Origin of the sequence: Micromonospora sp. M42, from assembly GCF_000568915.1 — a bacterium.
In the GTDB taxonomy this organism is placed as follows: Bacteria; Actinomycetota; Actinomycetes; order Mycobacteriales; family Micromonosporaceae; genus Micromonospora; species Micromonospora chalcea.
This window is the reverse complement of the sequence record NZ_KK037233.1, coordinates 677411-687102: the sequence shown is the minus strand read 5'-3', so window position 1 is coordinate 687102 and position 9692 is coordinate 677411. Positions and strand designations below refer to the sequence as shown.

Below are 9692 nucleotides of genomic sequence, written 5' to 3'. Positions count from 1 at the left end.
ACAGCGCGTACTGGTCCGGTTCGACCAGGTAACCGGCCGCGACCACGACCCGCTCCAGGTCGCCCCGGCGGATCAGCGCGGCGGCGTCGGCGACCGCGCTGCTCGCCGACACGCAGGCCGTGGTGTAGATCCGAGTCCGCCCGCCGAGTCCGCACCGCGCGGCCAGGTGACCGGCCAGCGCCGGCACCGTCGGCGCGTCCCGCCCCTGCGGTACGGGCAGCGAGTGCGGCCCGCCGTGGGTGGCCAGGAACAGCGCCGACCCGGCGCGCCCGGCCCGGTCCAGCCCGGCGGCCCCGGCGGCGGCGTCGATCGCGTCGGCCAGCTCGTCGGCGAGCGTGCCGACGTCCGGCGCTGTGGCCGCCACCGTGACCCGGCGGCCGGTGGTGTCGAAACGGCGCACCGGTCCGAACGCCGGGGCGCCGGTGAGCACCCCGGCCAGCAGCGCGTCCGCGCCCCTGCCGAGGGCGCTGAGCGCGTACGTGCCGGTGATCCGTACGGTTTCCCGCTCAGCCATCTGCGGGAGCGGTCAGCGCGCCGCGGAACACCGCGAGCGCGTCGTCGACGGTGCGGATGCCGGCGAGTTCGTCGTCGCTCAGGTCCAGCCGGCGGTCGTGGCGCTGCTCGACCATGTGCACCAGCCAGGCCAGCTCCATCGAGCCGAGCCGGTCCGGCACCTGGTCGGCGGGTTTCGCGGTCAGTTCGGCGAGCATGCTCACCAGGTCAGCTCGCCCCAGGTCGGGCTGACCGGACATCAGGACTTGTCGCTGTTCGCGGCCACCCGGTCGGCGACCATCGTGGTGAACTCGCCGACCGTCATCAGCGCCAGCTTCTCCGACTCGTCGTCGGCGAACTTCACGCCGTACCGGTCCTCGACGCGGACCGCGAGGTCGGCCAGGGCCAGCGACTCCAGGTCGACGCCGGAAGGGCCGAGCGTGGTGTCGTCGTCGAGCTCGTCCACGTCGTAGTTCATGTCGGCGAGCTGTTCGACGACGAAAGTGCGGACCTGGTCTCGCATGGGTTCAGACCTCTTCTCCGTGTACCGGCTGACGGTGCCCGGTCGGGACACCGTGTGCGTGTGGACCGGCCGGCTCGGACGCGCGGGTGGCGCGCCGCTCGGCCGGGGCGGGTCGGGAATCGGGGTGGATCGGACGTCCGGCGGAAGTCCGGCGATTGCGCGGCTCGTACAGCGGTCCGGTCACGACGCCGCGTCCCGCAGCGCCGGGACCGACCGGACCAGCTTTCCGGTGGTGGTGCGGGGCATCTGGTCGAGCAGCCGCAGCGTGCGGGGACGCTTGAAGCCGGCCAGCCGCTCGGCGATCAGCTTGTCCAGCGTCTCCTCGGTCAGCGAGCCGTCGACCTGGACGTACGCGGTGATGCCGTCGTCCCAGACCACCACCGCGGCGACGACGCCGGGCAGCCCGGCCACTGTGGCCTCCACCTCGGTCAGGTCGACCTTCAGGCCGCCCACCGACACCTGCGAGTCCAGCCGGCCCTTGATGGTGACCAGGCCGGTGTCCGGGTCGACCACCCCGGCGTCGCGGGTGTGCAGCCAGCCGTCGGCCCACCGGGTCGGGTCGGCCAGTCCGACGTACGGGTTGGCGGGGCAGCTGACCCACAGCTCGCCGTCACGCTCGCGCACCTCGATGCCGGGGGCGGGCGCGATGGCGGGGCGGTGCCGCCCGTACAGGTCGGTGCCGATGACGCCGACCTCGGTCATCCCGTACATGTTGCCCAGCGGCACGCCGTAGCGGTCGGTGAAGGCATTGGCCACGGCGGCGCTCACCAGCTCACCGCCGGTGGTCATGCGTTTGAGCTGCGGCAGCGGCCCGGCCGGTGTGGTGGAGGCGAGCAGCCCGATGTGGAACGGCACGCCGAGCACAGTGGCCGGGGTGTCCTGGGCGGCCACGGCGGCGAGGATCGCGTCGCCGCTGAGCCGCTCCGGCGGGCACAGCTCGACGCCCGCGTGCAGCCCGTAGAGCAGGCCGCCGACCAGGCCGAGCACGTGCACCATGCTGGGCAGCAGGATGATCCGCTCGCCGGGCAGCGCGACGCCGTCGATGCGGGTGTAGCGGCGCACCTCGCCGACCAGGTCGGCGGCGGTGCGGCCGATCACCTTGGACGGCCCGGTGGAGCCGGAGCTGAGCTGGATCACCGCGTGCGGGCTGCCCGCCGGGCGGTCGGAGTACGCGCTCACCCCGGCGGTGACGTCGACGAAGATCCGCAGCGCGCCGCCGCCGGAGCGCACCGGGGCGACCACCACCTGCGGGCTGAGCCGGCGCAGCGCCTGGTCGACCTCGTGGTCGGTGAGCCGGTGGTCCAGCAGCACCGCCTGGGCGCCGGTACGCCAGGTGGCGAGCAGGTGCGCCACGTACGCCAGCGAGGGCGGCAGACGCAGCGCGGCGGCGCCTCCGGCGCGCAGCCCGGCCTCGGCGAGCCGGTCCTGCGCCTCGCCGACGAGCCGGCGCAGCGTGCCCTTGTCCACCGGTTCGGGCAGGCGCAGGCAGACGTCGGTGTCGCGGCCGGTGAACAGGATGTCGTCCACCCAGTCCACCGTCGTCGAGGCAGGATCTTCCGCCACGGGATGTGCAGTCACGACCAGCCACCGTTCCAATGAGGAACTGGGCGGATCCGCCCAGCGGGTACGTCGTTCGGGGTATGGCGGAACCCTACGACGACCCTCTTCTGCATCGCCAGATGCAAATGGCTAGATCCAAAACAGCGGCTGGGTGGATTGCTCAGGCTCGATCGGACAGGCAGGATCGGGGCCACGCCGGCAAGGTAGTCCGCCGGCCGCCGGATGCTGTGCGCGCGGGCTCCCGCGCGGACGGCGGGCGACGACGCTCCCGGGTGGCCCCGCTCAGCGCTCGCCCGCCGGTGGAGGCGCGGCGCCGCGCAGCACCAGCGCGCTGTTGAACCCGTCGAAGCCGCGCGCGCCGACCAGCGCGATCCGGCTGCGCGGCGGGCGGGGCTGCCGCAGGAACGTCAGCTCGCAGCCGGGCGCGGGCTCGTCCGGGCCGGCCGAGGCGGGCAGCATCCCGCGGCGGAACGCCAGCAGCGCGGTGGCCGCGTCCAGCGCGGACCCACCCTGGTGCGCCCGGCCGGTCAGCGGCTTCTGGGTGGTCACCGGCGGGGTCCGGTCGCCGAAGACGGCACGCAACGCGGTCGCCTCGGCCCGGTCGTACGCGGGCACCCCGAGCGCGTCCGGCCAGACCACGTCCACGTCGTGCGGGCGTACCCCGGCGCGTTCCAGCGCCAGCCGCAGCGCCCGGGCGTAGTGCGCCGGGTCGGGGCCGGCGGCCGGGTCGGTGGGCGCGGCGTCGTGGGTGGCGGCCCAGCCGGTGATCTCCCCGTAGACGCGGGCGCCCCGCGCCAGCGCGTGTCCCAGCTCCTCGACCACGAAGACCGCGCCGCCCTCGGCCGGCACGTAGCCGCTGGCCGCGACGTCGAACGGCCGGTACGCGGCCTGCGGGTCGGACACGTCGCTGAGCAGGCCGGAGCGCAGCTGGCAGGCGAGCGCGTACGGGCTCAGCGGACACTCGGTGGCCCCGGCGATCACCACCGGCGTGCCCCGGCGGACGGTGCGCACCGCGTGCGCGAGGCTGTCCAGCCCGCCGGCCGACTCGGACACGGTCACCCCGGACGGCCCCTTGAACTGGTGGCGGATCGACAGCTGGCCCACACTGGCCGCGTAGAACCAGGCGATCGACTGGTACGCCCCGACGGTGCGGGTCGGCCCGCCCCACAGCCGCTGCAGCTCCCGCTGGCCGAACAGGTTGCCGCCGGAGGAACTGGCGAGCGTGACCGCCCACTGGTACGGGTCGGGCGACACCTCGGGCAGCCCGGCGTCGGCCAGCGCCAGCTTGGTGGCGGCGAAGCCGAGGTGGGTCCACCTGTCGGTCTGCACCCGCTGCCGGGTGTCGCTGAACCCGGCCGGGTCGAAGTCGGACACCTCCCCGGCCACCCGGGTCGGGTAGCGCTCCGGGTCGAACAGCGTGATCGGCCCGATGCGCCGGGTGCCGGCCAGCACGGTGTTCCAGTGCGCCTCGGCGCCGATCCCGCTGGGCGCGACCACACCGATGCCCGTCACCACGGCCCGCGCGGTCATGTCGGCACCGCCGCCAGCCGGCGGAACACCATCGCGGACTGGAAGCCGCCGAACCCGCTGCCCACCGACAGCGCCACGTCCACCGGCACCTCCCGCGCCTCGTTCGGCACGTAGTCCAGGTCGCACTCCGGGTCGCGGGTGGTCCAGTTCGCCGTGGGCGGGACCACGCCGTACTCGATGGCCAGCGCGCAGGCGGCCATCTCGATCGAGCCGATGGCGCCGAGCGAGTGGCCGACCATCGACTTGATCGAGCTGATCGGCACCCGGTACGCGGTCTCCCCCAGCGCCCGTTTGAACGCTGCGGTCTCGTGCCTGTCGTTCTGCCGGGTGCCGGAGCCGTGCGCGCTGACGTACGACACGGCCGACGGGGCGAGCCGGGCCTGCCGCAGCGCGTCGCTGATGGCCACCGCCATCTCCGCGCCGTCCGGGCGCAGCCCGGTCATGTGGAAGCCGTTGCTGCGGCTGGCGTACCCGGCGACCTCGCAGTAGACGTGCGCGCCCCGGCGGCGGGCGTGCTCGGCCTCCTCCAGCACCAGCACGGCGGCGCCCTCGGCGAGGACGAACCCGTGCCGGTCGGCGTCGAACGGCCGGGAGGCGTGCTCCGGGTCGTCGTTGTCCGGGCTGGTCGCGCCGATCGCGTCGAACGAGGCGACGGTGACCGGGGAGATCGGGGAGTCGGCCGCCCCGGCCAGCACCACGTCGGCCTCGCCGTCGGCGACGAGCTGGTGGGCGTACCCGATCGCGTCGATGCCGGAGGTGCAGCCGGTGGAGATGACCTGCGCCGGGCCGTGCAGGCCGTGCCGGCACGCCACGTCGGCGGCCAGGCTGCTGGGCACCAGCGCCTGATAGAGGTACGGCCCGCCGAGCGCGTGGTCGACCAGCCAGTGCCGGCCGGAGTCGCTGACCCGCACGTACTCCTGTTCCAGGGCCATGGTCCCGCCGACGGCGGTGCCGAGCACCACCCCGGCGCGTTCGCGCTGCGCGTCGGTGAGGACGAGACCGCTGTCCGCGAGCGCCTCGGCGGAGCAGGCGAGCGCGAACTGCACGTACCGGTCGGCGCGCTGCCGCTCGGCGAGCGTGATCCCGGCGGCGTCCGGGTCGAAGTCGCACTCGGCGGCGATCTGCGAGCGGAACGGCGACGGGTCGAAGAAGCTGATCCGCCGGGTCGCGGTGCGGCCCTCGGTGATCGTCTTCCAGAACCGGTCCCGGGTGGCGCCGCCGGGCGCGACGACGCCCACGCCGGTGACCACGGTGCGCCGGCCGGTCACGACGGCTCCCGTGGCGGTGGGGCCGCGCTCTCGGTGTCGACGTGGCCGAGTTCCGGGCGGGGGGCGAGCGGTCCGAGGTGGAACACCACCTCGGCGGGCTCGTCGCCGGTGTTGCGCAGCCGGTGCCGCACGTCCTTCGGCACGTAGAGCGCCTCCCCGGCGGCGAGCGGCACCGGCGTGTCGTCCAGGTCGACGGTGATCGCGCCGCGGGCGACGTAGAGGAACTCCTCGCTGTACGGGTGGTAGTGCTCGGCGATCCGCTCCCCCGGCGCGAGCGTGGCCACGCCCATGAATCCGGAGGTGCTGCCGACCGTCTTCGGGCCGAGCAGCACCCGCAGCTCCCCGCCGCGGCGGCGGTCGGCCGGCACGTCGTGGACGGAGACCCGGGCGGTGGTGGTGTCGGTCATCGGGTGCCTCCCGCGTACGCCCGCTCGATCTTCTCCTTGATCACGGCGAGCTGGATCGCGCTGTTGGTGTTGATCCGGTTGGTCATGCCGGCGTTGTCGACCGGCGCGGTCGGCTTCATCGCGAAGTCCTGCGTCCACGTCATCCGGGTGCCGTCGGGGATCTCCTCGTACCGCCAGTGGATGCGCATGTACTCGAACGGCCCGGTCTCGACGCGCCGGGCGTGCACCTCGCGGGTGGCCGGGTCGGCGGTACGTTCGCTGACCCAGCTCCACGCCACGCCGTTCTCGTCGGGGTGCATGGTGAGCCGGAAGCGGACCGTGTCGCCGTCGCGGTGCAGGATCTCGGCGACCGCGTACTCGGTGAACAGCTCGGGCCACCGGGCCACGTCGTTGGTGATCTCCCAGACCAGCGGCAGCGGCGCGTCGATCTCCACCGCGTTCTCGGTGTGCCCGGGCGGATCGGCCTTGCGGGCGACCAGGTCGGCGACGCCGGCGATGCTGAGCTGCCCGGCCTGTTCCGGGATCTTCACCCGCCACCGGTCGGCCACCACCGCGGACAGTTCGAGCAGCGCCAGCGAGTCCATGCCCAGCTCCTCCAGGCTCGCGGCGGGCGTGCTGGCGGCGGCGTCCGGGTCCAGGCCGCAGTGCGTGACCAGGATGTCGGTGATCTCGCGGGCGAGCGGGCGGTCGGGGGCGACTGTCATCGGTTCCTCCAGGTGGTCGGGCCGGCGGCGGGCACGGCGCGAACGGGGGTACGGCCGGCCGGGTCGGCCTCGGCGCGCGGGTCGGGCACCGCCGACCGCAGCCGCGGTACGACGGCGCCGGCGTGGGCGCCGTCGGCCCGCTCGCCGGCCGGGGCACTTTCGGCGCTGCCGACGGGCCCGTCGGTGGCCACGGCGGGCGGGGTGAGCAGGCGTTCCACCAGGGCGGTGGTGTGCCGGGCGGCCCGGAACGCGGGGTCGCGCAGCACCCGCCGGGCGAACGGAATCGTGGTACGCACACCGGGACCGGCCACGTCGAATTCGGCCAGCGCCCGGTCGAGGCGGTCCAGGCGGCGTCCCGGTCCGGCGCCCAGACCGCCACCTTCGCCAGCAGCGAGTCGTAGTGCGGGCTGACCAGGTAGCCGGTGTGCCCGTGGGTGTCGACCCGGGTGAACGGGCCGCCGGGCGGCCGGAACCGGTCCAGCCGGCCGGGCGCGGGCGCGAAGTCGCGGTCCGGGTCCTCCACGTTGACCCGGCACTCGATCGCCACGCCGGTCAGCCGGACGTCGGACTGACGCAGGCGCAGCGGGGTGCCGTACGCGATGTGCAGCTGCTCCTGCACCAGGTCCACGCCGGTGACCATCTCGGTGACCGGGTGTTCCACCTGGATCCGGCAGTTGATCTCCAGGAAGTGGCAGCGTTCCGCCTCGTCCACCAGGAACTCCACGGTGCCGGCGCCGGTGAAGCCGACCGACAGCGCGCCCCGCAGCGCCACCTCGGCGACGGTGTCCAGGGTGGCCTGCCGCAGCGCGGGCGCGGGCGCCTCCTCGATCAGCTTCTGGTGCCGGCGCTGCACCGAGCAGTCCCGGGTGCCCAGGTGCACGCCGTTGCCCTGGCCGTCGCAGAGCACCTGAACCTCGACGTGGCGGGCGTCGGCGAGGTACCGCTCGACGTACACCCGGTCGTCGCCGAACGCGACCTGCGCGGCGGCGCGGGTGCGGGCGTACGCGCGGGGCAGCTCGGCGGCCGAGCGCACCACAGTCATGCCGCGCCCGCCCCCGCCCGCAGCGGCCTTCACGATCACCGGGTAGCCCACATCGGCGGCCACCTCCTGCGCCTCGGCGACGGTGGGCAGTGTCCGGACGCTGCCCGGCGGCAGCGGCAGCCCGGCGGCGCTCATCAGCGCCCGCGCCGTCGACTTGTCCGCGAGCGCGGCCATCACCTGCGGCGGCGGGCCGACGAAGACCAACCCGTTCTCCGCGCAGATCTCGGCGAAGTCGGCGTCCTCGGACAGGAAGCCGTACCCGGGGTGGACCGCCTGCGCGCCGGTCTGCCGGGCCGCCTCCACGATCGCCGCCGCGTTGAGGTAGCTGCGCCGGCTGGCCGCCGGGCCGATCCGGACCGCCTCGTCGGCCAGCCGCACCGGCAGCGAGTCGGCGTCGGCGCTGGAGTGCACCACCACGGTGCGCACACCCAGCTCCCGGCAGGCGCGCAGCACCCGCAGCGCGATCTCGCCCCGGTTGGCGATCAGCACCTTGTCGAACATCAGCCGTCCTGTCCGGTGACCGGTTCCAGGGCGATCAGCGGCTGGTCGTACTCGACGGGCTTGCCGTCGTCGACAAGCACCTCGACCACCCGTCCGGCCTGGCCGGCGGTCACCTCGTTCATCAGCTTCATGGCCTCGACGATGCCGACCACCTGGCCCGGGCGGACCACGTCGCCGACCGCGACGAACGGCATCGCCCCGGGCTCGGGAGCCCGGTAGAACGTGCCCACCACCGGCGAGCGCACGGCCGGCCGGTCGACCGGCGGCGCCGTCTGCCGGGCGGGCTCCTCGATGCGCGCGCCCACCGGTTCGGTCCCGGCGCGCGGCGCCGGCGCCGCCGGGTCGTGCCACTCGACCTCCAGCACCGACTCGCCGCTGCGCAGCCGCACCCGGCGTACCGGCCCGGCCAGGTCCGCGACGAGCTTGCGGGCCTGCCGGCGCAGCCCGTCGAGCACCTGCTCGGACTCCACGTCGGCCATCACGCCACCTCCGGCCGCTCGGCGGCGCGCGCCGTCGCGGCGGGACCGGCGGTGGCCGAGCGGGCCGCCCCGAAGCGGCGGAACCGCTGACGCCGTCGGCGGACCAGCGTGGCGGGAGGCACGGTGAGCAACGGGGCGAGGTTCGCCGCGACCGCCCGGCGCAGCAGCTCGGCCGCGCCGGCCGGGTCGGCGTGCGCGGCCGGCCGCGGCTCCGGCACCAGCTCGTCGACCACGCCGAGGTGACACAGGTCGGTGCCGGTGAGCCGTAACGCGCGGGCCGCCTGCGGCGCCGCCGAGCTGTCCGGCCAGAGGATCGCGGCGCAGCCCTCGGGGCTGATCACCGAGTAGACCGCGTGTTCCAGCATGAGCACCCGGTCGGCGACCGCGAGCGCGAGCGCGCCGCCGCTGCCGCCCTCGCCGGTGACCACCGCCACCACCGGCGTGGGCAGCACGGTGAGCGCGAGGATGTTCTCCGCGATCGCCGCCGCCTGGCCCTGCTGCTCGGCGGTCACCCCCGGATCCGCGCCGGGCGTGTCCACCAGCGTCACCACCGGCAGCCGCAGCCGCGCCGCGAGACGCATCAACCGCAGCGCCTTGCGGTGACCGGCCGGGCTCGCCATGCCGAAGTTGCGGGTGACCAGCTCGGCGGTGGTGTGCCCCCTTCTGGTGGCCGATCACCATCACCGGCCGGCCGTCGAGACGGGCGATGCCGCCGACGACGGCCGGGCAGTCCGCGCCGAGCCGGTCCCCGTGCAGCTCCACGAACCCGTCGAACGCGGTCTCCAGATAGTCCAGTGTGGTCGGGCGGCCCGGGTGCCGCGCCGTGCGTACCGTCTCCCACGGGTCGCGGTCCGGCGCGGCGGCCACGGTGCTCACGGCCGGCGCCGGGCGCGGCGCGGGCGCACCTGCCGGCGCGCGGCGGCCGGAGTGGGCGGCGGCGAGCAGCGCGGCGAGCCGGCCGCGCAGCGCGTGCCGGGGCACCACCATGTCCACCTGGCCGTGGCGCAGCAGGTACTCGGCGGTCTGGAAGCCCTCCGGCAGCGTGGCGCCGGTGACCTGGCGGATCACCCGGGGGCCGGCGAAGCCCAGCCGGGCGCCGCTCTCGGCGAGCACCAGGTCGGTGTTTTGTTGGCGAAGGAGGCGGCCACCCCGCCGTACGTGGGATCGGGTGACCACGCTGACCGTC

Annotated in this window: 9 protein-coding genes and 2 pseudogenes; all 11 read right to left on the bottom strand. The window is 75.1% G+C overall.

Annotated elements, in window-relative coordinates; all coding sequences use genetic code 11:
- Positions 1-514 (bottom strand): beta-ketoacyl synthase N-terminal-like domain-containing protein (locus MCBG_RS02740; protein WP_043323628.1); only part of this gene is annotated, 514 nt, incomplete at its 3' end.
- Positions 507-752 (bottom strand): hypothetical protein, encoded by a 246-nt coding sequence (locus MCBG_RS02735; protein WP_043323626.1) that lies wholly within the window; start codon positions 750-752, stop codon positions 507-509. The genes MCBG_RS02740 and MCBG_RS02735, both read right to left, overlap by 8 nt.
- Positions 752-1015, bottom strand: coding sequence for an acyl carrier protein (locus MCBG_RS02730; protein WP_043323623.1), 264 nt, complete (start codon positions 1013-1015; stop codon positions 752-754). The genes MCBG_RS02735 and MCBG_RS02730 overlap by 1 nt, the downstream gene beginning before the upstream one ends.
- A gap of 180 nt (positions 1016-1195) precedes the next feature.
- A complete protein-coding gene (locus MCBG_RS02725) occupies positions 1196-2593 on the bottom strand; it encodes a class I adenylate-forming enzyme family protein (RefSeq protein ID WP_051611470.1) in 1398 nt (465 codons plus the stop codon).
- 264 nt (positions 2594-2857) lie between these two features.
- Positions 2858-4105, bottom strand: coding sequence for a beta-ketoacyl synthase N-terminal-like domain-containing protein (locus MCBG_RS02720; protein WP_043323619.1), 1248 nt, complete (start codon positions 4103-4105; stop codon positions 2858-2860).
- Positions 4102-5373 (bottom strand): beta-ketoacyl-[acyl-carrier-protein] synthase family protein, encoded by a 1272-nt coding sequence (locus MCBG_RS02715; RefSeq protein WP_043323617.1) that lies wholly within the window; start codon positions 5371-5373, stop codon positions 4102-4104. The genes MCBG_RS02720 and MCBG_RS02715 overlap by 4 nt, the downstream gene beginning before the upstream one ends.
- Positions 5370-5780 carry a cupin domain-containing protein gene (locus MCBG_RS02710; RefSeq protein ID WP_043323615.1) on the bottom strand — a complete coding sequence of 137 codons (411 nt, stop codon included), beginning with the start codon at positions 5778-5780 and terminating at the stop codon, positions 5370-5372. The genes MCBG_RS02715 and MCBG_RS02710 overlap by 4 nt, the downstream gene beginning before the upstream one ends.
- Complete coding sequence (locus MCBG_RS02705) at positions 5777-6484, bottom strand: SRPBCC family protein (protein ID WP_043323612.1); 708 nt, start codon at positions 6482-6484, stop codon at positions 5777-5779. Before MCBG_RS02705 ends, MCBG_RS02710 begins: the two co-directional genes overlap by 4 nt.
- Positions 6481-8027, bottom strand: a pseudogene (locus MCBG_RS02700) (acetyl/propionyl/methylcrotonyl-CoA carboxylase subunit alpha). Before MCBG_RS02700 ends, MCBG_RS02705 begins: the two are co-directional and overlap by 4 nt.
- Positions 8027-8506 (bottom strand): acetyl-CoA carboxylase biotin carboxyl carrier protein, encoded by a 480-nt coding sequence (accB, locus tag MCBG_RS02695; protein ID WP_043323610.1) that lies wholly within the window; start codon positions 8504-8506, stop codon positions 8027-8029. Before accB ends, MCBG_RS02700 begins: the two are co-directional and overlap by 1 nt.
- Positions 8506-9692 (bottom strand): annotated as a pseudogene (locus MCBG_RS02690) (acetyl-CoA carboxylase carboxyltransferase subunit alpha); the annotation flags it as partial. The gene accB and the pseudogene MCBG_RS02690, both read right to left, overlap by 1 nt.